This window comes from Conexibacter arvalis, assembly GCF_014199525.1.
GTDB lineage: Bacteria > Actinomycetota > Thermoleophilia > Solirubrobacterales > Solirubrobacteraceae > Conexibacter > Conexibacter arvalis.
The window spans coordinates 1,023,036-1,043,383 of record NZ_JACHNU010000001.1; the positions used below are offsets into that span (position 1 = coordinate 1,023,036).

Annotated in this window: 23 protein-coding genes; all 23 read left to right on the plus strand. The window is 72.4% G+C overall.

From position 1 onward, the window contains the following. Positions 1–22 precede the first annotated feature (22 nt). The 23 genes from BDZ31_RS04820 (at position 23) to BDZ31_RS04930 (ending at position 20,322) form a co-directional block, all read left to right on the plus strand. Positions 23–958 carry a DUF6282 family protein gene (locus tag BDZ31_RS04820; protein WP_183339519.1) on the plus strand — a complete coding sequence of 312 codons (936 nt, stop codon included), beginning with the start codon at positions 23–25 and terminating at the stop codon, positions 956–958. Then, positions 955–2,007: a hypothetical protein gene (locus tag BDZ31_RS04825; protein WP_183339521.1), complete on the plus strand. Its 1,053-nt coding sequence runs from the start codon at positions 955–957 to the stop codon at positions 2,005–2,007. The genes BDZ31_RS04820 and BDZ31_RS04825 overlap by 4 nt, the downstream gene beginning before the upstream one ends. Positions 2,008–2,028: 21 nt before the next feature. After that, positions 2,029–2,769, plus strand: coding sequence for a hypothetical protein (locus tag BDZ31_RS25815; protein ID WP_183339523.1), 741 nt, complete (start codon positions 2,029–2,031; stop codon positions 2,767–2,769). Beyond that, the gene (locus BDZ31_RS04835) at positions 2,766–3,767 is read left to right on the plus strand and encodes an LLM class flavin-dependent oxidoreductase (protein WP_183339525.1); all 1,002 of its coding nucleotides are present in this window, start codon (positions 2,766–2,768) and stop codon (positions 3,765–3,767) included. The genes BDZ31_RS25815 and BDZ31_RS04835 overlap by 4 nt, the downstream gene beginning before the upstream one ends. 130 nt (positions 3,768–3,897) lie before the next feature. After that, entirely contained in the window at positions 3,898–5,019 is a 1,122-nt protein-coding gene (locus BDZ31_RS04840) for an extracellular solute-binding protein (protein ID WP_221242810.1), read from the plus strand. A gap of 32 nt (positions 5,020–5,051) precedes the next feature. Next, positions 5,052–5,870 carry an ABC transporter permease gene (locus BDZ31_RS04845; protein WP_183339529.1) on the plus strand — a complete coding sequence of 273 codons (819 nt, stop codon included), beginning with the start codon at positions 5,052–5,054 and terminating at the stop codon, positions 5,868–5,870. Positions 5,871–5,872: 2 nt separating this feature from the next. Further along, a complete protein-coding gene (locus BDZ31_RS04850; protein ID WP_246344726.1) occupies positions 5,873–6,724 on the plus strand; it encodes an ABC transporter permease in 852 nt (283 codons plus the stop codon). A 32-nt stretch (positions 6,725–6,756) separates the two neighbouring features. Next, positions 6,757–7,881, plus strand: a complete 1,125-nt coding sequence (locus BDZ31_RS04855; RefSeq protein ID WP_183341004.1) for an ABC transporter ATP-binding protein — start codon at positions 6,757–6,759, stop codon at positions 7,879–7,881. Between the two features lie 11 nt (positions 7,882–7,892). Further along, a complete protein-coding gene (locus BDZ31_RS04860) occupies positions 7,893–8,639 on the plus strand; it encodes an SDR family oxidoreductase (protein ID WP_183339533.1) in 747 nt (248 codons plus the stop codon). Positions 8,640–8,649: 10 nt separating this feature from the next. Beyond that, on the plus strand, positions 8,650–9,330 hold the full coding sequence (locus BDZ31_RS04865; RefSeq protein ID WP_183339535.1) for a cupin domain-containing protein: 681 nt from the start codon (positions 8,650–8,652) through the stop codon (positions 9,328–9,330). Continuing rightward, positions 9,327–9,971, plus strand: a complete 645-nt coding sequence (locus tag BDZ31_RS04870) for a DUF1989 domain-containing protein (protein WP_183339537.1) — start codon at positions 9,327–9,329, stop codon at positions 9,969–9,971. The genes BDZ31_RS04865 and BDZ31_RS04870 overlap by 4 nt, the downstream gene beginning before the upstream one ends. Next, positions 9,964–10,554, plus strand: a complete 591-nt coding sequence (locus tag BDZ31_RS04875; protein WP_183339539.1) for a DUF1989 domain-containing protein — start codon at positions 9,964–9,966, stop codon at positions 10,552–10,554. Before BDZ31_RS04870 ends, BDZ31_RS04875 begins: the two co-directional genes overlap by 8 nt. Further along, positions 10,538–10,738: a hypothetical protein gene (locus tag BDZ31_RS04880; RefSeq protein ID WP_183339541.1), complete on the plus strand. Its 201-nt coding sequence runs from the start codon at positions 10,538–10,540 to the stop codon at positions 10,736–10,738. Before BDZ31_RS04875 ends, BDZ31_RS04880 begins: the two co-directional genes overlap by 17 nt. A 6-nt stretch (positions 10,739–10,744) precedes the next feature. Beyond that, positions 10,745–11,536: an SDR family oxidoreductase gene (locus BDZ31_RS04885; protein ID WP_183339543.1), complete on the plus strand. Its 792-nt coding sequence runs from the start codon at positions 10,745–10,747 to the stop codon at positions 11,534–11,536. 79 nt (positions 11,537–11,615) lie between these two features. Further along, positions 11,616–12,458, plus strand: a complete 843-nt coding sequence (locus tag BDZ31_RS04890; protein WP_183339545.1) for an EamA family transporter — start codon at positions 11,616–11,618, stop codon at positions 12,456–12,458. A gap of 31 nt (positions 12,459–12,489) precedes the next feature. Beyond that, positions 12,490–13,818, plus strand: coding sequence for an NAD(P)/FAD-dependent oxidoreductase (locus BDZ31_RS04895; RefSeq protein ID WP_183339547.1), 1,329 nt, complete (start codon positions 12,490–12,492; stop codon positions 13,816–13,818). Then, a complete protein-coding gene (locus tag BDZ31_RS04900; protein ID WP_183339549.1) occupies positions 13,815–14,192 on the plus strand; it encodes a RidA family protein in 378 nt (125 codons plus the stop codon). Before BDZ31_RS04895 ends, BDZ31_RS04900 begins: the two co-directional genes overlap by 4 nt. 178 nt (positions 14,193–14,370) lie before the next feature. Beyond that, complete coding sequence (locus BDZ31_RS04905; RefSeq protein WP_183339551.1) at positions 14,371–15,465, plus strand: extracellular solute-binding protein; 1,095 nt, start codon at positions 14,371–14,373, stop codon at positions 15,463–15,465. Between the two features lie 23 nt (positions 15,466–15,488). After that, positions 15,489–16,406 carry an ABC transporter permease gene (locus BDZ31_RS04910; protein WP_183339553.1) on the plus strand — a complete coding sequence of 306 codons (918 nt, stop codon included), beginning with the start codon at positions 15,489–15,491 and terminating at the stop codon, positions 16,404–16,406. Continuing rightward, entirely contained in the window at positions 16,403–17,206 is an 804-nt protein-coding gene (locus BDZ31_RS04915) for an ABC transporter permease (RefSeq protein ID WP_183339555.1), read from the plus strand. Before BDZ31_RS04910 ends, BDZ31_RS04915 begins: the two co-directional genes overlap by 4 nt. Before the next feature lie 7 nt (positions 17,207–17,213). Then, entirely contained in the window at positions 17,214–18,368 is a 1,155-nt protein-coding gene (locus BDZ31_RS04920) for an ABC transporter ATP-binding protein (protein WP_183339557.1), read from the plus strand. Further along, positions 18,361–19,101 carry an SDR family NAD(P)-dependent oxidoreductase gene (locus BDZ31_RS04925; protein WP_183339559.1) on the plus strand — a complete coding sequence of 247 codons (741 nt, stop codon included), beginning with the start codon at positions 18,361–18,363 and terminating at the stop codon, positions 19,099–19,101. Before BDZ31_RS04920 ends, BDZ31_RS04925 begins: the two co-directional genes overlap by 8 nt. Positions 19,102–19,116: 15 nt before the next feature. Further along, positions 19,117–20,322, plus strand: coding sequence for an MFS transporter (locus tag BDZ31_RS04930; protein ID WP_183339561.1), 1,206 nt, complete (start codon positions 19,117–19,119; stop codon positions 20,320–20,322). Positions 20,323–20,348: the final 26 nt, after the last annotated feature.

The window sequence follows — 20,348 nt, forward strand, 5'->3', positions numbered from 1 at the left end:
CGACGAAGGAGAGCACCCACCGATGATCGACATCAGAGGCGCATTCGACTGCCACGTCCACACCGCGCCGTCGCTGTTCGAGCGGCCGTGGACCGCGTTCGAGACGGCCGAGGCCGCGCTCAGACAGGGGATGAAGGGCTTCGTCCTCAAGCATCACTTCCAGCCCTCGGTCGCCCAGGCGAGCGACGTGCAGAAGGCCTACCCGGAGCTGACGGTCGTCGGCGGCGTCGTGCTGAACCGCTACACCGGCGGCCTCAACCCGTACGCGGTCGAGTCGGCGATCAAGATGGGCGGCCGCGTCGTGTGGTTCCCGACGGTCGACGCGAAGAACCACTTCGACTACTTCGGCACCGCGAGCAGCTACGACGTCAGCGATGCCGGCGACGGCGGCCCGCAGCTGATCGGCGGCAACAAGGGCTTCGAGCGCCTCACGAGCGGCCCGGGCATCACCGCGCTGGGCGAGGACGGCGAGCTGCTGCCCGAGGCCAGAGAGATCGTCGACATCTGCGTCCGACACGACGTCGTGCTCGGCACCGCCCACCTCGGCCGCGAGGAGACCTTTGCCGTCTTCCGCTACGCGGCCTCGAGAAGAGCGAGACGGCTGCTGCTCGGCCATGCGCTGTGGAAGCCGCTCAACCTCTCGCTGGAGGAGCTGATCGAGATCGCCGACCTGGGCGTGACGATCGAGTTCGCGGCATCGATCTCGCTGCCGATCCCGTGCCACGCGTCGCCGGGGCTGGTCGTCGAGACGATCAAGGCGATCGGGCCGGAGCGCTGCATTCTCTCCTCCGACGCGGGCGCGGCGGTCTTCCCGATCGTCCCGGAGGCTCTGCGCAGCTACACCCAGTGCCTCGTCGACACCGGGCTGGACGAGGACGACGCCCACCGGATGCTCGCCGTCAACCCGGTGAGACTGGTGCTCGAGGGCGCACCCACGCCGCAGGGGAGCAACGGTTGACGCCAGCGATCCGCACCGTGCACTGGGGGACCGGGGCGATGGGCAGCCACGCGCTGCGCATCGCCGCGCGGACCCCGGGGCTCGCGGTCGCCGGCGTCGTCTCGCAGCGTTCGGCCGCCCATGCCGCGGCGACGCTCGCGCGTGAGGCGCCGGGCGCCGCCGGCGCCGTCGCCGGCGACGACCTCGCCGGGGTCGTCGCCCGCTGCGGCGGCGCGGACGTCGTGCTGCTCGCCACCCACGGCCATCTCGTCGACCTCGAGGCCCAGCTGACGGCCGCCTTCGAGCTCGGCCTGCGGGTCGTCTGCATCGGCGAGGACGCGATCTACCCCGCGGCCGTCGACGCCGAGCTGGCCCGCCGCCTCGAGCGGCTCGCGCAGCGGCGCGGGGTGGCGATGGTCGGCACCGGCGCCAACCCCGGCTACGTCATGGACTGGCTGCCGATGGTGCTCACCGCCGCGACCGCCGGCTGGACGAGCATCCGCGTGCGGCGGGCGAGCAGCCTCGCCCCGTTCGGCGAGACGGTGCTGCGCAGCATGGGCGTCGGCCTCTCGCCCGAGCAGTTCGGGGCTGCCGCGGCCCGCGGCGAGATCGACGGCCACGTCGGCTACGGCGCCTCGGTCGCCTTCCTCGCCGCCGGCCTCGGCGTGCCGCTGGAGATCGTCGACGACGTCTGCGAGCCGATCGTGCGCGAACGCCCGACCGAGCTCGACGGCCACTCCCATCCCGGCGGCGTGGTCGTCGGGGTCGACCAGCGCTGCCGCGCCGTCGCGCCGACGGGGCAGACCGTGACGCTCGAGCACCCGCAGCGGCTCGGCCGGCTCGAGGGCGAGGAGCCGCTGCACGACCTGATCGAGATCGACGGCGGCGAACTGCTGCGCGCGCGGATCAGCCCCGCGCTCGACGGCGGCATCGCGACCGTCGCGCTGATGATCAACCTGATCCCGGCGCTGGTGAACGCCGAGCCGGGAATCCACACCATCGCCAGCCTGCCGCTCACGCCGTTCCACGCCCCCGCGGCGCAGGGACGGGTCGCGGCAGCCAACGTCTGAGAGGTGACGCTCGTGCCTGCTGTGAGAAGTCGTCGTTCGGCCGAGGCGGTCGGGACGACGCGGGTCCTCTGCGCCGGGGACGAAGAGACGGGCCGGGCCCTCGCCGCCTCCGTCGCGCGGCACCCCGCGCTCGAGCTGGCGGCGGTCGTCTCCGCGCGGGATGCCGGCGCGATCGGCGCCGCGGTCGCCGACGCGCGGGCCGCTGTGGCGCTGCTGGCGCCGGCCTCGCCCGCGTCGGCCTCGGCGCTCGCCGGGGCGGTCGTCGCGGCCGGCGCCTCGGCGGTCGTGCTGCTGCCCGCTCCGGGCTGGCCGGAGGACGAGCTGACACGGCACAACGCCGCCGCGTCCGCGGCGGGATGCGCGCTCCTGCTGATCGAGGGCGAGGACGCCTTCGTGAGCGACATGCTCCCGGCCGTGCTGGCGATGGCGTGCGTCTCGGTCGACCGCATCGACGTCAGCCTGCCGGCCGCGGGGCGGCCGGCCCCGGCCGGACCGGGCCCGATGCTCCGCGCGCTGCTGGGCGGCGAGACTGCGCGAGCGCGCTTCGTGACGGCGGAGAGCGCGCCGCCGAGCGCGCGGATATCGATCGTCGGCGACGGCGACATCGAGTTCACGATGGAGGGCGAGGCGATCCGCGACGGTGGTCGCGCCGGGCTGATGGTCAACGCGATCCCCGCGCTGCTGGAGGCCAGACCGGGCGTCCACCGCCTGGTGGAGCTGCCGCTCCCGCACGCGTGGTCTTCCGCGGGAGGTGCGGCGTGAGCTTCGACGTCGGCGTGCAGGTCTTCCCCGGACAGCCGCGGGACGCGGTCGCCGAGGCGATCGCCTACGAGCGACTGGGGATCTCGTCGGTGTGGATCGCCGACCACTTCCACGGCGCCGGCCGCGACACGAGCTGGATCGTCCCGGAGGTGTTCACGACGCTCGGCGCGGTCGCCGCCTCGACGGAGACGCTGCGGTTCGGCACCTGCGTCGTCTCGACGACGAAGCGCGATCCGGCGGTGCTCGCGCACGGAGCGCTGACGCTCTCCTCGCTCTCCGGCGGGCGCTTCGAGCTCGGCCTCGGGACCGGCTTCGGACCCGACCTGCACGCCTTCGGCATCCCGACCAGAGCAGCCGTCTCGCGACTGGAGGAGTCGCTGGAGGTCGTGCGCGGGCTGTTCGCGTCGAGCCCCGAGCGGCCGTTCGACCACGACGGCAGACGGTGGCAGCTCAGCGGCGCCTTCCTGAACCTGCCGGGCGCGGCCGCGCCGCCGGTGTCGCTGGCGGCGATCGGCCCCCGCATGCTCGAGCTCGCCGCGACGCGGGCCGACGGCTGGCTCCCGTTCGGGCTGACGCCTGACATCTACCGCGCCTTCCTCGACCGCATGGCGCCGCGCTCAGCCGCGTTCAGAGCGCGGCTGTGGGTGCCGACCTTCGTCGAGGAGCCGGGCGAGGACCGCTCGGCGGAGGCTGAGGCGAGCGGCCGGCTCTATCTGTCGATGGCGCCGCAGGTGCTCGAGCACGCGCTCGGGGCGGAGGCCGGCGGGAGCGCCGGGAGCTCGCTGGCGTGGTCGCCGGAGCGCGGCAGGGAGATCGCGCGGGCGATCCCGCGCGAGCTGGCGCTCGCGGTCACCGTCCACGGCCCGCCGGAGCGCTGCGTCGAGCAGCTGCGCGCCTTCGAGGCCGCCGGCTGCGACGGCGTCGTGCTGCGGATCACCGATCCGACCCGGCGCCGCGGCGACGTCGAGCGCCTCGCGCAGGCGCTTCAGAGCGCCTGAACGAAACGTCCAGATGATGCATTGCTATTGAAGAACCTCTTCAATAGTGGTAAAACTACCTGTGGCCGGAGCGGACGAGCGGCGTCCGCCCGTCCGCGGTGGTCGAGGAGAGACCGGTGAAAGGTTGTGGATGGAGACCATGTCCGAGATCGATCGAGGCAGCGGGTATTCAGGCCAGACGCGGCGCGAGCTCCTTGTCAAGGGAGGCGGCGCGCTGTTCGGGCTCAGCACCGTCGGCGCGCTGCTGGGCGCCTGCGGCGGGAGCGGCGGCGAGAGCAGCGGCGCCGGCAGCAGGTTGAGCAGATTCATCCTCGCCGACTGGGGCGGCAACACGGCGAGAATCCGCCGTGACACGTGGGGGCGAGCCTTCACCGAGCGCACGGGCCTGTCGGTCGCCAGCACGGCGCTCGACTACGGCAAGTTCCGGGCCCAGGTGGAGAGCGGCAACGTCAGCTGGAACTGGCTCGACGCCGAGGGCTGGTTCGCGCTCGGCAACGAGGACCTGTTCGAGGAGATCCCCTACGACACGCTCGGCATAACCGAGAGAGACGTCCTCCCGGTGCCCAACGCCTTCACGCCGAAGGCCGTGATGTCGTACCACAGCTGCTACGCGATCGGGCACAAGACCGACGGCGACCTCAAGCCGCCGGAGGACTGGGTCGAGTTCTTCGACACCAAGGCGGTGCCGGGCAAGCGGAGCCTCTTCAACTGGCCGTACGGCACCGTCGAGATCGCGCTGATCGCCGACGGCGTCCCCTACGACGAGCTCTATCCGCTCGATCTCGACCGGGCGTTCAGAAAGATCGACTCGATCCGCGACGACGTCGTCTTCTACAACTCCGGCGCGGAATCCCAGCAGCTGCTCGTCAGCGGCTCGGTCGACTTCGTCCAGGCGTGGCACAACCGCATCGGCAGCGCCGCCAAGCTGGGCTCGCCGGTCGACCTGCGCTGGGGGCAGAACCTCCAGATCGTCACGCACCACACGATCTCCAAGCACCAGAAGGACCCCGACGCCTGCGTCGAGTTCATCAGAACGGCGCTGTCGCCCGAGCCGCTGGCCGAGTACGCGAGAGCGTCGCTCAACGCGCCGCCGACGCAGGCGGCCTACGACCTGCTCGACGAGGAGACCAGACGCTGGATGTCGACCAATCCCGCGCATCTGGAGCTGTCGGTCGGCGTGATCGACGATCGCTGGTGGGGCGAGAACCTCGACCGGGTCTCGAGAGCGTGGACGGAGTGGATCGGGGCGTAGGCCCCGGCCCGGGACGACGACCGATGCGACCGATGCTCCGCGTCGAGAAACTGCTGCTGCCGGCGCTGGGGCTCGTCGCCCTCGCCTTCGTCTATCCGGCGGCCGAGCTGCTCGGACGCTCGTTCACCGAGCCGCCGGGAGGCTTCTCCCATTACCAGGACGTCTTCGGCAGCTCCTCGCTGATGACGATCGTCGGGCGCAGCGCGCTGACGGCGGCGTTGGTGATGGCGGTCTCGCTGCTGCTCGGCTTCCCGGTCGCGTGGCTCGCGGCCAACTCCTCGCCGCGCGTCGCGAAGCTGATCCTCGGCGTCGTCGCGGCGTCGCTGTTCGTCAGCGTCATCGTCCGCGGCTACTCCTGGCTGGCGATCCTCGACCGCAACGGCGTCCTCAACACCGTGCTCGGGGCGATCGGGCTGGAGAGCATGCAGCGGACGTTGGTCCACAACAGAGCCGGCGTCGTGATCGGCATGTCCCAGTACGGGATCCCATTCATGATCCTGCCGCTCTACGACGTGATGAGCCGCTTCGACAACCGCCTGCTGGCCGCGTCGGCCAACCTCGGCGCGCGGCAGTGGACGACCTTCTGGCGCGTCTACGTGCCGCTGATCCTCCCCGGGATCGGCGCGGGCTGCACGATCGTCTTCATCGCCACGCTCGGCTACTACGTGCTGCCGTCGATCCTCGGCGGGCCGGGCGACGTGATGATCGGCGAGCTGATCGCCGACAAGATCCAGACGACCGGCGACTGGGGCCAGGGGACGGCGCTGGCCAGCGTGCTGCTCGCCGTCGCGCTGCTGTTCTTCGTCGCCTTCTACCGCTTCAGCCTCCGCGGCAGGGAGGGGTCGTCGTGACGATGCGCCGATGCGTGCAGGCGCTCGTGGTCGCGATCCTGCTCTTCCTCGTCACGCCGGTGCTCGTCGTCATCCCGATGGCCTTCAGCTCCAGCGCCTTCCTGGAGTTCCCGCCGCCGGGCTGGACGACCGAGTGGTTCGCCGAGTTCTTCCGCGACCCCGACTGGATCGACGCCCTGACGCTGAGCCTGCGCGTCGCGGGCGGGGCGATGGTCCTCTCGCTCACCGTGGGGACCGCCGCCGCCTACGCGCTGGTCCGCCGCGGCGTCCGCTTCCGCGGCGCGACGCAGGGCTTCCTGACGCTGCCGATCGTGATGCCGACGATCGTCTACGCCGTCGGCGCCTACCTCGTCGCACTGAAGCTCGGGCTGGTCGGCTCCGAGCTGCTGCTGATGTGCGCCCACGCCGTCCTGGCGCTGCCGTTCGTCCTGCTCAACGTAACCGCGAGCCTCCAGACGATCGACCAGCGGCTGGAGCTGGTCGCGCAGAGCATGGGCGCGCGGCCGTGGACGGCCTTCCGCAGCGTCACGCTGCCGTTGATCGCGCCGGCGCTGATCGCCAGCGCGCTGATCGCCGTCGTGATCTCGCTCGACGAGACGGTCGTGGCGCTGTTCCTCACCGAGGACACGAGACCGACCCTGCCGGTGAAGGTCTACAACAGCATCCGGTACGACCTCAACGCGGTGGTGCCGGCGGCCGCGGCGGTCGTCCTCGCCGGGACGGTCGCGATCGCGGCGGCGCTCGGGCTCGTGCGGTGGGTCATCGCCCGCGCGACCGGGATGCGCGCCGGCGCGCCCGCCGGCGACGGCGTCGAGATCGGCGCCGGCGAGCCCGAGACGGGAGGAGCACGATGAGCCTGCAGAGCAGCGCAGTGAGGAGTGAAGCGATGCGACAGCCGGCGACGGCGGACGCGAACCGTGGGGCGATCGGCCTGGAGCAGGTCGCCAAGTCGTTCAAGGGCGCCGTCGCGGTCGATGTCGTCGACATCGACATCCGCCCGGGGGAGTTCGTCACCCTGCTGGGCGAGAGCGGCTGCGGCAAGACGACGACGCTGCTGCTGATCGCGGGCTTCCACGCGCCGACCTCCGGCCGCGTGACGCTCGACGGCCGCGACGTCACGAGACTGCCGCCGTACGAGCGCAACCTCGGGATGGTCTTCCAGAACTACGCGCTGTTCCCGCACATGACCGTGGAGGAGAACATCGCCTACCCGCTCAAGCGGCGCAAGCTCGGCCGCGGCGAGATCGCCGCGAAGGTCGCGCGCTCGCTGGAGCTGGTCGGCCTGGCCGGCTACGGGAAGCGGCACCCGCGCGAGCTCTCCGGCGGGCAGCAGCAGCGCGTCGCCGTCGCGCGGGCGACCGTCTTCGACCCGCCGGCGCTGCTGATGGACGAGCCGTTGAGCGCGCTCGACCGCAAGCTGCGGCAGTCGCTGCAGGACGAGATCCGTCAGATCCACCGGCAACTCGGCACGACGGTCGTCTACGTCACCCACGACCAGGACGAGGCGCTGGCGATGAGCGACCGGATCGCGTTGATGCGCGGCGGGCGGATCGAGCAGATCGGCAGCCCGACCGACGTCTACCGCCGGCCGCGGACGCTGTTCGCCGCCGCCTTCCTCGGCGACGCCAACCTGCTGCGGGGGAGGGTCGTCTCCAGCGCCGGGGGCACGGCGGTCGTCGAGCTGCGCTCCGGGACGAGGGTCGGTGCGCTCGCCGATCCCGAGATCGCCGCCGGGAGGGAGGTGACGGTCGTCGTGCGGCCGGAGCACCTGCGCCCGGCCGACGCCTCGGCGCCCGGCGGCGCGGCGGTCCGCGCGACCGTCGAGGACGTGACGTACCTCGGCCGCAGCATCTGCTGCACCGGCTCCTTCGAGAGCGGCGACCGCTGCATCGTGCCGATCGAGACCTCGGGCGCGACGGAGTTCCCGCGCGTCGGCGACACGCTCCACCTCAGTTGGGAGGCGTCGCTCGCGACCCTCGTCGCCGACGTCGACGACCACGACGGAAGGTGAAGGAAGTGAGTGTGGACCCAGCACGCCTCGACGGGCGCACGGCGATCGTCTGCGGCGCGTCGACCGGCATCGGCCTCGGCATCGCCGAGGCGCTGCGCGAAGCCGGCGCCGACATCGTGATGTTCGCGCTCGACGGCGAGGAGCTGAGACGCGAGGCCGACCGCCTCGGCAGCCCGGCGCTGGCCGGCGACTTCACCGACGAGCGCGACCTGAGGGCGCTGGTGGAGCTGACGCTGAGCGCCTACGGGAGGATCGACGTCGTCGTCCACAACGGCGCCGGCGCGCCCGACGCCTCGGCGACCGCCACCACCGAGGAGCTGCTGCGGCTCGGCTTCGAGCGGATGCTCGTCCCGACGGTCAAGCTGACCCAGCTGGCGCTGCCTCACCTGAAGCGCAGCGACGCCGGCCGCGTGATCGCGATCACCTCGACCTCGGTGCGCGAGCCGATCCCCGGGATGGCGACCTCGAATGCCTTCCGGCCCGCGACGGCCGGCTGGCTGAAGATGCTCAGCAGCGAGGTCGGCGAGTTCGGCATCACCGTCAACTCGGTCGGTCCCGGTCGCATCGCGACGCGCACGCTGCTGTCGTTCTACGAGGGGCGCTCGCGCGACCAGGACCTGGCCGAGATCCCGCTGCGCCGGTTCGGGACCGCGCGCGAGGTCGGCGAGGTGGTCCGCTTCCTCGCCTCCGACGCGGGCGCCTACGTCAACGGCGCCCACATCCCGGTCGACGGCGGCTTGAGCCGCGAGCTCTGTTAGGAGGATTTTCATGGCAAAGAAGCTGGTTCGCCTCTACCCGCAGGACATCGAGCGGATGGAGTGGGTCGCGGCCGCCGACGGAGGCCGCGAGCGCGTCGTCGCGAGCGACGGCGACGGCTCGGTGACGCGGTTCCACCGCCTGGACGCGGGCGAGCGCCGGGCGGCGCGGCCCGAGGAGCGCTGGCACGAGGTCTTCGTGCTGGAGGGATCGTTCGAGGAGGACGGCGTCCGCTACGAGGCGGGGAGCTACCTCTGCCTCCCGCCGGGCGCGCGGCGCGGGGAGGTCACCTCCGCGGAGGGGGTGCTGAGCATCGAGGCGCTCGACCACCACGATCGTCTCGACAAGCCGGAGCGGCGGCTGACCGCCGCCGAGGTCGAGGCGCTGCCCTGGCAGGCGGCCGAGAGCGGCCAGCCCGGCTTCCGCGAGAAGTTCCTGGCGCGCGACGAACGCGGCTCGCTCACCCGCCTGCTCGACGTCGGGCTCGACGGCAACACGGTCGAGCTCGACGACCACGACCACGACGAGGAGGTCCTGATCGTGCGCGGCGCGTGCCGCAACGGCGAGGAGCTGCACCCGGCCGGGACCTACACCTTCAACCCCCCGCACGCCGTCCACGGCCCGTTCGACATCTACGAGCCGCTGCTCTGCTACGAGATCAAGAACGTCCCCCGCAGCGAGGACCTGCGATGAGGCAGGACGTGCTGCTCGAACCGCGGTCGTACACCGCGTCGGAGGTCGAGGTCGGGGAGTCGCTGCGCATCACCGTCGTCGACGGTCAGCAGGTGCCCGACATCGTCCTGTGGGCGCGGGAGGACGCCGGCGAGCGGCTGTCGCCCACCGCGTCGCAGCTGCTCAACGGCAGCCACCTGATGGTGCCGGGATGCGTCCTCTACTCCCACCGCGCGTCCGGGCTGGCCCGGGTCGACGCATGCACCGCGGGCGCCGGGGTGATCGTCGGCGGCTCCTGCAGCGCGCCCCTCAACTACGCCCGCTTCGGCATCCCCGACACGCCGAACTGCCGCAGCAACCTGCTTGCCGCCGGCGCGCCGTACGGCGTCGAGGAGGCCGACGTGCAGCACATCTACTGCCCCTTCATGACGATCCGTCGCGACGACGACGGGAGCTACGTGATCGACCTTCCCGAGGCGGAGCCGGGGGACTACGTCGAGCTGGCGGCGCTGGTCGACCTCGTGGTCCTGACCTCCAACTGCCCGCAGGAGCGCACTCCGACCAACGCATTCAACCCGTCGCGCCTGCACCTCTGGGTCGGTCCCTCCGACGCGTCCCGGCCGACGCTCGACGCGATCGTCGCGGAGGCCGCCCATGCCTGACGTCACGCTGACAGCCGGCAGCGCGGCCGCGATCTCGCTGTCGCCGGGCGACGCCCTCAGCGTCCGCGCGATCGTCGCCGGTCAGGTCGCCGAGCTGGTTGCCCACAGCGCCGCCGATCCGCGCGAGCGGCTCTCGACGCTGCTGACCGGGCTGGCCGAGGAGGCCCACACGCTGCGCGAGGGGATGACCCTCTGGAGCCAGGAGTACCGCCCGCTGCTCCGCGTCGAGGAGCTGACCAACGACGAGCACGACCTCGCCCTGGAGGCGTGCACGCCGTGGCTCGGCCGCGCGCTCGGAGCGGAGCTGGTCGGCGACTGCTGCTGGACGAGCTTCCGCGCGTGGCTGGAGGGCGAGGGGCTGCCGGAGAAGTGGGTGCCGTATCCGGTCGGGATCTTCAAGCGCGCCGACGAGCGCGACGGGCGCTACGGCCTGCGCCCGGGCTCCAGCAGACCGGGCGACCTCGTCCGCTTCAGCGCCGCGAGCGCCTGCACGGTGCTCGTCTCCGCCTGCCCCCTGACCCGGGGCGCCGCCGATCCGGCCGCGCCCGTCATCGAGGTGACATGGAATGAACAGAACAGTTGAAGCGCGCGACCTCGAGCTCGACGAGGTGCGTGTGATCGTGCTCCCTCCGCCGCAGACGGCCGCGGTCAACCGCCTGTTGCGCGAGGAGCGGGGCTGGCGGCTGCTCGAGGTCAAGGTGGCCGAGGGCGCCGGCGGCGCGGTGCAGGTCGTCTACGTGCTCGGGCACGAGAGAGAAGGAGCGTGATCGGTCGTGGATCTCGGTCTCGAGGGGCGCGTCGCCCTGATCGGCGGCGGCAGCGAGGGCCTCGGCTTCGGCGTCGCGGAGGTGCTGGCGCACGAAGGCGTCAGGCTGGCGATCTACGGGCTCGACGACGCCCGTCTGCGGGAGGCGCAGGCGGAGCTGAGCGCGATCGCCGTCGAAGAGGTCCTGGCGCTCCCGTGCGACGTGCGGGTCGCCGCGGACTGCGAGCGCGTCGTGCGCGAGACGGTCGCCCGGTTCGGGCAGCTCGACTTCCTGCTGACGAACATGAAGGGCTCCTACGGGACTCCCTTCCCCGACGACGACGCGATCTGGGCCGACGCCTGGGAGATGTGGGCGATGGGGCCCGTGCGGCTGATGCGCAGCGCGGTGCCCGAGATGCGCCGCAACGGCGGCGGCAGCATCGTCAACCTCACCTCCTGCGGCGTGCACCAGACGATCCACGAGACGCGCTTCTCGGAGATCCCCCGACTGGCGCTGACCGGCTACGCGAAGTACCAGGCGACCGAGCTGGCGCCGGCGAACGTCCGCGTCAACAACATCCTGCCCGGCTGGGTGATGACGCCGCGTGCCGAGCAGCGCTTCCGCGCCGAGGCGCAGGAGCGCGGCGTCAGCCCGGAGGAGATCGAGCGCGAGGAGGCGGCGCTCGTCCCGATGGGGCGCTTCGCCACCACCGCGGAGATCGGCAAGGCGGTCGCCTTCCTCTTCTCCGACGCCGCCTCCTACATCACCGGCACCAACCTGCGGGTCGACGGCGGCTGGTGTGAGAACCCGGTCGTGTGAGCAGCGGTCGCCCGACGGCGACCGGCGCGAGCGCGCGAACGCGCGCGGCCCAGGCGGGCGGCCTCGTGCGTGACGGCTGATGGGCGTGCTGCTCGCGCTCTGCGCCGCGGTCGGGTGGGGCTGCTCGGGCTTCCTCGGCGGGCTCGGGGCCCGACGCGTCTCGGCGGCGACGGTCGTCGTCGCCGGCCAGGGCGTCGGGCTCGCGCTCGGTTTGGCCGCGATCCCGCTGCTCGGCGCCGACTGGCCCGGCGCCGCGGTCGCCGGCGCGGCCGTGGCGGTGGGGATGGCCAACGGCCTCGGCCTCGCCGCGCTGTACCACGCATACGGCCACGGCGAGATCGCTCGCGCCGCGCCGCTGCTCGCCGCCGCGCCGCTGGTGCCGCTGGCGGTCGGGACGCTCAGCGGCGAGGCCCCGCGATCGCTCCAGCTCGCCGGCGCGCTGGTAGCGATCGCCGGCATCGTGCTCGTCTCCGCGCCGGCGCCCGGCACCGCCGCGCCGGTCGCCGAGGCCCGCCTGCGGCTGCTGGTCGTCTTCGCCACCGTGACGTTCGGATTCGTGCTGCTGGGAATGGCGGAGGTCTCCCGGCACGATCCGCTGATCGCGCTCGTCGCCTCGCGGCTCGGCGCCGCGGTCGCGCTGCTGCTGCTCGCGGCGGCCGGCGCGGTCGGGGCGATCGAGCGTCCGCGCGGGGCGGCGCTGGGGCTGCTGATGGCGATGGGCGCCGTCGACCTGGTCGCGACCGGCCTCTACGGGCTGGCGGCGCGGGCGGAGCTCTACAGCGTCGCGGCCGTCCTGGCGTCGTTGTTCCCGGTCGTCACGACCGGGCTGTCGCTCGCCCTCCTGGGCGAGCGCCTCAGCCGCGTCCAGCTCGCCGGCGTGGCCTCCACGTTCGCGGGCGGGGCGCTGGTGGTGGCCGGATAGTGAATCGCTACGAGATCGGTAGGTGACTCGGTTGGACAGGTTCCAGGAACCGGAGACGGCGGTCGTCGTCGGCGCCGGCGCCGCGGGGCTGTGGGCGGCGATCGCCCTCGCCCGCCGCGGCGTCCGCGTGACGCTGCTGGACGGCGCGGCGGTCGGCAGCGGCGCCTCCTGGGGGAACGCGGGCTGGCTGTGCCCGTCGCAGGCGGGGCCGCTGCCCGAGCCCGGGCAGATCGCCTACGGGCTGCGCTCGCTGGCCGACCGGCGCTCGGCGCTCTACATGGCGCCGACGTCGATCCCGGGGATGGCGCTGTGGCTGGCGGCGTTCGCGCGCCGTTGCAATCGACGCGACTACGCCGCGGGCGTGCGGGCGATGTCGCATCTCGGCTACCCGTCGTTCGCGCTCGTCAGCGCGCTGTTGGCCGAGGAGGAGGACGCCCCGGCCGCCGAGCGCTCGGGCCTGATGGTCGCCGCGGCCGAGGCCGCGCCCGTGCAGGCCTTCCTGGCGGCGGTCAGACCGCTGCGCGACCAGGGGCACGAGCTGCCCGATCGGCTGCTCGACGACGACGAGCTGGGCGAGCTGGAGCCGGGCCTCGTCGGGAAGGCGAAGGCGGTGCACGTCGCCGACCACTGGCAGGTCGATCCAGCCCGCTTCCTCCAGTACCTCGCGCGCCGCGCGCGAGCGCTCGGCGTCGACATCCGCGAGCGGTGGGAGGTCAGCGGCTTCGAGGTCGCCGGCCGGCGGGTGACGGCGGTGCGCTGCCTCAACGCGACGATCCCGGCCGACGCGCTGGTGATCGCCGCGGGCGCGGCGTCGCGCTCGCTCGCCGCCGACCTCGGCGTGCACCTCCCCGTGGTCGCCGGCAAGGGCTACAGCCTCGACGTGGTCGAGCCCGACTGGATGCCGCGGCACGCGCTGATGTACATGGACACCCACCTGGCCGTCTCTCCCTACGGCGACCGCCTGCGGGTCGCCGGGACGATGGAGTTCAGCCGCCGCCGCTCGCCCGATCCCGAGCGCGTCCGCGCACTGGAGGACGTCGCGCGCGACACCTTCGGCGGCTGGCGCGACGCCGCACCGGCCTGGATGGGCGCGCGGCCGATCGTCCCCGACGGCCTGCCGGTCGTCGGGCGCCTGCCCGGACTGGTGAACGCCTACGCCGCGACCGGCTACTCGATGCTCGGCATGACCATCTCACCGGCATCGGGAGAGCTGCTGGCAGAGGAGGTGATGACCGGCTCCAAGCCGGCGATCGCCGCGCCGTTCGACCCCGCTCGCTTCGCGCGCTGGCTGCGGCCGCCGCTGCGGCGCTGCGGCGCCCGCCGAGCGACCGTCAGCACCCGAACCACGGAGACACGATGAAGCGACAGGTCAGGACCGACAAGACGCCGGCCCCTTCGGGCTCCTACTCGCAGGCGATCGTCAGCGGCGGAGTCGTCTACACGGCGGGCCAGGGGCCGTTCAGACCCGGCAGCGACGAACCGGTCGGCGAGGACGTCGCCGCGCAGACGCGCCAGACGCTCGAGAACCTCGCGGCGGTGCTCGAGGCGGCCGGGTCGAGCATGGAGGCGGTCGTCAAGACGACGGTCTTCCTGCACGACCTCGGCGAGTTCGCCGAGTTCGACGCCGTCTACGCCGAGTACTTCCCGGACCCGAAGCCGGCGCGCTCGACGATCGGATGCGACCTCGGCTTCTTCAAGGTCGAGATCGAGGCCGTCGCAGCCGTGACGAGCTGAGCTCCGCCTGGCGGCGGCCTCCCGGAGCGGAGGCCGCCCGCGATGGCCGCATGTCAAAGCGCCATGAGCGTTCTTCGTCCTTAAGTATAGTTGCAGTCATCCTACAGTGTGGTTAAACTCCTCGCCACGACCGATCAGTCCCGTCGCGCACCGCGGCAGGCGAGGTGAGGAGGAAGTGGTGAAGATCTCTCTGTGGAAGCGGGACGTCCGATGGCCGGCGATCGCCGGAGCGGCGCTCGCCTCCGTCGCGCTGGCGGCCTGCGGCAGCAGCGACGACGCCGGCGACGGCGGCTCCGCCACCGGCAGAAGAGGCGGCAAGGTCACGATCGCCACCTACGGCGGCAAGACCGAGGAAGTGATGAAGGCGGTCTACTTCACGCCCGAGTTCACTGACAGAACCGGCATCGCGGTGAGCTTCGACGCACCGCTCGATTACGCGAAGCTCCAGACGCAGGCGGAGTCCGGGAACATCCAGTGGGACATGACGAGCGGCGATCCCTACATGGCGATCGCCCAGTGCGGGACGGTCTTCTCGAGAATCAGATCGGACCCGTCGATGTTCAAGGAGAAGTACCGCGACATCGTCGGCGACTGCGTCCTGCCGCGAGACGCCGGCTCGTTCATCAAGGCATACAACAGCGAGAGGTTCGCGGACGACCCGCCGTCGAGCTGGGCCGACTTCTTCGACGTCGAGAGATACCCGGGCAAGCGGGCGATCCCGAGCTTCTACTACAACGGGATCATCGAGGGTGCCCTGCTCGCCGATGGTGTCTCGCCCGAGGATCTCTATCCGCTGGACCTCGATCGCGCCTTCGCGAAGATGGACACGATCAGAGACGACATCCTCGTCTACAACACGCTGGCGCAGTCGATCCAGCAGCTGGTCTCCGGCGACGTCGCGATGGGCATCTACACCGACTCGGCCGCCTGGCAGGCCGCCGACGCCGGCGCGACGATCGAGCCGATCTGGGACGAGGCGTTCATCTACATCAACCTCTGGACCGTCACCGAGGGAACGCCCGACCGGGCCGCCGTCGAGGAGGTGATCGACTACGTGCTCGACCCGGAGCTGCAGACCGCCGCCGCGGAGATGTGGCCGGTCTCGCCCGCGCTGAAGGACGCCAGACAGCCGAGATACCCCGACGAGCAGTTCAAGAAGTACAGCCTCGCCGTGCCCGAGCACGAGGAGGTCGCGATCCCGTTCGACCAGCAGTGGTACGCGGACAACCACGAAGAGCTCAACCAGCGATTCACCGCGTGGATCTCCGGCTGAGCGTCGGCTGAACGAACGAGACCATGTCGATCGTGCAGCGCGTGGGTCACGCGGGCGCGCCTTCCCGGCCGGCGGGGCCGGGAGGGCGCGCCCTCGCCGCGCTCTTCTCCCGCGAGTTCGCTCTCACCATCCCGGCGCTCGTCCTGCTCGGGTTCGCGATGGGCTATCCGCTCGCGACCATCGTCGAGCGCAGCGTCACCGACTTCCCCGGCGGCAGTGGGGCGTTCCTCGACAACTACAAGTGGTTCTTCGAGGAGGAGCTCAACCGCGTCGTGTTGCTGCGGACCTTCCGCACCGCGGCGATCGTCACGCTCGCCTGTCTGCTGATCGCGTACCCCTATGCCTGCGCGATGACGGTGGTCGGCTGGCGGATGCGCCTGGTGATGCAGGCGGCGGTCGTCGCCCCGCTGCTGGTGGGAACGATGACGCGCAACTACTCCTGGGTGATCCTGCTCCAGGACAAGGGCCCGATCAACGACGCGCTCGGCGCCGTCGGGCTGGGGCCGCTGCACATGATCGGCTCGCTCAGCGGCGTGATCATCGGCCTCGTTCAGATCAGCCTGCCGTTCATCATCCTGCCGCTGTACGCCTCGCTTCGCGAGATCGACGGCCGCCTGATGGGGGCGGCCCGCTCGCTCGGAGCCACGCCGGCGCAGGCCTTCACACGCGTGTACCTGCCGCTGTCGCTGCCCGGCGTGGTGGCGGGGTCGCTCGTCGTCTTCGTCGTCACGCTCGGCTCGTTCATCACCCCGGCGCTGCTGGGCTCGCCGCAGCAGAGCCTGCTGCCCCAGCTGATCGCGCAGCAGGTCAACCAGCTGCTGGCATGGGGTCGCGGGAGCGCGATGGGCGTGATCCTGCTGTTGGTCACGCTGCTGCTCATATGGGTCGGATCGCGTGCGAGCCGCGGCAGCGCGGCGCTGAGCGGCGGAGGTCGCAGATGAGCGCGCGCAAGGGGCGGGCCGCCCTGATGGTCTTCTGCGGGCTCGTGATGGTGCTGCTGATCGCGCCGGCGCTCGTCGCCGTGCCGATGGGCTTCAACGGCCGCGCGACCTTCGAGTTCCCCCCGCAGTCGTGGTCGACGCGGTGGTACGAGAACCTCGTCACCGACGTCACGTGGCGCGACGCGATCGTCAACTCGTTCAAGGTCGCGGCGATCGTCGCGATCGTGACGACGGTGATGGGCACCGCGGCCGCCTACGGATTGGCGCGGGGTCGGTTCCCCGGCAGAGGGGCCGTGATGGCGCTGGCGACCGCGCCGATGATCATCCCGATCGTCCTCGTCGCGATCGCGCTCTACGCGATCTTCCTGGAGCAGAAGATGGTCGGGACGCTGGAGGCGTTCGTGATCGCCCACTCGCTGATCGCGCTGCCGTTCGTGATCGTCACCGTGACGGCAGGGCTGAAGTCGCTCGACGACGGGCTCGAGCGAGCCGCACGCACCCTCGGCGCCAGCCCGGCGGTCGCGTTCTTCACCGTGACGCTGCCGTTGCTGAAGCGATCGCTGGCGGTGGCGGCCGCGCTGGCGTTCGCGGCGTCGTTCGACGACGTCGTGGTGGCGATCTTCATCTCCAGCCCGGAGTTCCAGACGCTGCCGGTGAAGATCTACTCGAGCCTGACCGACACGGTCGACCCGACGGTCGCGGTCGCGTCGACCATCACGTTGGCGATCGCGGCGCTGGGCATGGCGGTCGCGTTCGTGGTCATGACGAAGAGAGGAGTCGAAGGCGATGCAGCCAGATGATCGGAGCATGGCCGTCGGGGCCCGCGTGGAGATCAGGAACCTGACGAAGCGGTTCGGCTCCGTCGTCGCCGTCGAGGACACGTCGCTGTCGATCGAGCCCGGTCAGTTCGTCACCTTCCTCGGGCCCAGCGGCTCGGGGAAGACGACGACGCTCAACGCGATCTCCGGCTTCACGGACGTCGACGGCGGCGAGATCCTGCTCGACGGGACCTCGATCCTCTCGCTGCCGGCGCACAAGCGCAACATCGGCGTCGTCTTCCAGCACTACGCCCTCTTCCCGCACATGACCGCGGCCGACAACGTCGCGTTCCCGCTGAAGCGGCGCAGGGTGCCCAAGGCGCAGGTGAGGGAGAAGGTGCGCAGAGCGCTGGAGCTGGTGCACCTGGCCGACTACGGCGGGCGCCTGCCGCGGGAGCTGTCGGGCGGCCAGCAGCAGCGGGTCGCGCTGGCGCGAGCGCTCGTGTTCGAGCCGCGGCTGCTGTTGATGGACGAGCCGCTCGCCGCGCTCGACCGGCGCCTGCGCGACGCCATGCAGGTGGAGATCAAGCGGATCCAGGAACAGCTCGGGATCACCGTCATCTACGTGACCCACGATCAGGACGAGGCGATGACGATGTCGGACGTGGTCGCGATCTTCAACGAAGGGCGGATCGCGCAGATCGGCACCGCCGCCGACCTCTACGAGCGGCCGGCCGACCTGTTCGTGGCGCGCTTCATGGGCGAGTCCAACCGCCTCCCGGTCATCACATGCGACGAGGGCGCGGTCGCGTTCGCCGCGGGCGCGGAGACGTTGCGGCTGCGTGCGCGCAACGCCACGGAGGCGGGCGTCCGCGGGATGCTGGTCGTGCGGCCGGAGAACGTCCTCGTGGGCCGCGAACGGGATCCCGGCCTCGACAGCTCGCTGACCGGTCGCATCGGCCGAGTGCGCTACTTCGGCGCCTACTGCGTCACCGAGGTCGTGCTCGACGACGAGCTGATCGTCCGCTCGCGCCAGCCGGTCGAGGTCGCGCTGGAGGCGGTCGAGGGGGACCGGGTCCACGTGCAGTGGAACAGCCGCCACGCCCTCTTCCTGCGCAGCGGCGAGGGCGACCAGCTGAGCGGATCGGCGTCGAGCTTCCTCGACGCCGCCGACGGCGGGGCGGAGGCGGTCGCGCATGGTTGACCTCGATCTCAGCGGTCGCACGGCGCTGGTCTGCGGCGCGTCGCGCGGCATCGGCCGCGCCTGCGCGGAGACGCTGGCGCAGGCCGGCGCCGAGGTGATCTGCTTCGCGCGCAACCCGCAGCGGCCCGCCGCGGCGAGCGAGCACCGGTCCCTGCTGGTCGGAGGCGACCTGACCGACGCCGGCGACCTCGACCGGCTCGTCGCCGAGGTCGAGCGGTGGGGCAGGGGCCTCGACATCCTCGTCCACAACGGCGGCGGCCCCGGCGACGCGACGACCGAGTCGGTCACCCGCCGCGAGCTCGACGAGGCGATCGACCTCGTCCTCTGGCCGGTCGTCGAGCTGACGCGCCGGCTGCTGCCGGCGCTGCGGCGGTCCGGGCAGGGCCGCGTGCTGTCGATCGGCTCGCCGACCTTCCGCGAGGTGCAGGACGGCCGCGTGCTGTCGAACTCGCTGCGCCCCGCCGTCGTCGGCTGGCTGATGACGCTGGCGCGCGAGGTCGCGGCCGACGGGATCACCGTCAACTCGATCGCACCCGGCCGCATCGAGACCGACAGCTTCAAGGAGTACTACGCGAACCGCTCGCCGGAGGCCGACCTGGCCGCGATCCCGGCAGCCAGGTTCGGGGCGCCCGCGGACATCGCCGACCTCGTCGCCTTCCTCTCCTCCGCGCGCGCCTCCTACCTGACCGGGACCGTGATCCCCGTCGACGGTGGGCTGATGCGGTCGTGGTGAGGCGGCCCGCGCGCGATGCTGGCGTATCGGCAGGTCCTCGCGGTGCCCGGCCTGCCGCGGCTGCTGGCGACGGCGCTCGCGGCGCGCATGCCGATGGGCGTCACGACACTGGCGATCCTGGTTGCCGTGCGCGAGGCGACCGGCTCGTTCGCGCTCGCGGGCGCGGCCGTGGCCGCCTATTCGGCGGCGAGCGCGGTCGCGCTTCCGTTCCTGGGCGGCGTGGCGGACCGGCGCGGGCGACGGCAGGTGCTGCTGCCGTGCGCGCTGCTCCACAGCGGCCTGCTGCTGGCATTCGCGCTGGCGGCGCGTCTCGGCGCGCCCGGCGCGGCGCTGGTCGGCGCCGCCGCGCTCGTCGGCGCGACGCTGCCGCCGGTCTCGGCCTGCCTGCGGTCGCTGTGGCCGCAGGTGCTGCCGGCGCCCGAGCAGCGCCAGTCGGCGTACGCGCTCGACGCGATCGCGCAGGAGGTCGTCTTCGTCAGCGGGCCGCTGCTGGTCGCGCTGATCGTCGCGGTGGCCGCGGCGCCGGAGGCGCTGGCGGCGGCGGCGGGCTTCGCGCTGGCGGGCACGCTCGCCTTCGTCGCGGTCCCGGCCGTGCGCCGGGCCCGGCCGGCGCCGCGCCGGCCCGCCGGTCGTCGCAGCGCCGTCTCGCTGTCGGCGCTGCGGACGGTCCTCGTCGCGGTGCTGCTGACCGGCGTCTACTGGGGGCTGCTGCAGGTCGGCATCTCGGCGCGGGCCGTCGAGCTGTCCGGCGCCGGCCTCGCGGGCGTGCTGCTCGCGTTGTTCAGCGCGGGCAGCTTCGCCGGCGGCCTCTGGTACGGGGCCCGCAGCTGGCGAGCAGGGGCCGTCGCGCGCTACGCGGCGGCGTTCGCCGCGGTCGCGGCGGCGACGGCGCCGCTGGCGGTCGCCGACGGTGCGCTGACGGCCGCGCTCTGCGCGCTGCTGGCCGGCTCGGCCTTCGCGCCCGCGGTCTCGACGGAGTTCCTCGTGCTGAGCGAGATCGCTCCCGCCGAGCTGCTGACCGAGGCGTTCGCATGGGCCAGCTCGGCGATGGTCCTCGGCGTCGCCGCCGGCTCGGTCACGGCCGGCTGGTTGACCGACCACGTCGGGGTCGCGGCCGCGCTGGCGGCCGCGCCGGCGGCGATCGCGCTCGCCGCAGCCTGGATCGCGCTGCGCCGCGACGCGCTGGCGGTCGGCTCCGTCCCCGCGGGCGGCGGGATGTGAGGCCGCGATGACGAACCCCGCCCACC